Origin of the sequence: Paraburkholderia sp. SIMBA_027, from assembly GCF_046535315.1 — a bacterium.
In the GTDB taxonomy this organism is placed as follows: domain Bacteria; phylum Pseudomonadota; class Gammaproteobacteria; order Burkholderiales; family Burkholderiaceae; genus Paraburkholderia; species Paraburkholderia tropica.
The window spans coordinates 1-239 of the sequence record NZ_JAWRWY010001516.1; the positions used below are offsets into that span (position 1 = coordinate 1).

The following is a 239-nucleotide window of genomic DNA, read 5'->3' on the forward strand; positions in this document are numbered from 1 at the left end:
GGGCGTGGCGCTGTCGGCGGCGCGCATGGGCGTGAAGGCGATCATCGTCGTGCCGGTAACCACCCCGCAGGTGAAGGTCGATGCGGTGCGCGCGCATGGCGGCCCGACGGTCGAAGTGGTGCAGTTCGGCGAGTCGTATAGCGATGCGTACGCACATGCGCTCACTTTGCAGGAAGCGCGCGGGCTGACCTTCGTGCATCCGTTCGACGATCCGTATGTGATCGCCGGCCAGGGCACGG

Annotated in this window: 1 protein-coding gene; it reads left to right on the forward strand. The window is 67.4% G+C overall.

All coding sequences use genetic code 11. The features are described 5' to 3' along the window. On the forward strand, positions 1 to 239 hold a 239-nt coding region (locus tag SB764_RS44250), incomplete at both ends, for a pyridoxal-phosphate dependent enzyme (protein ID WP_410867343.1).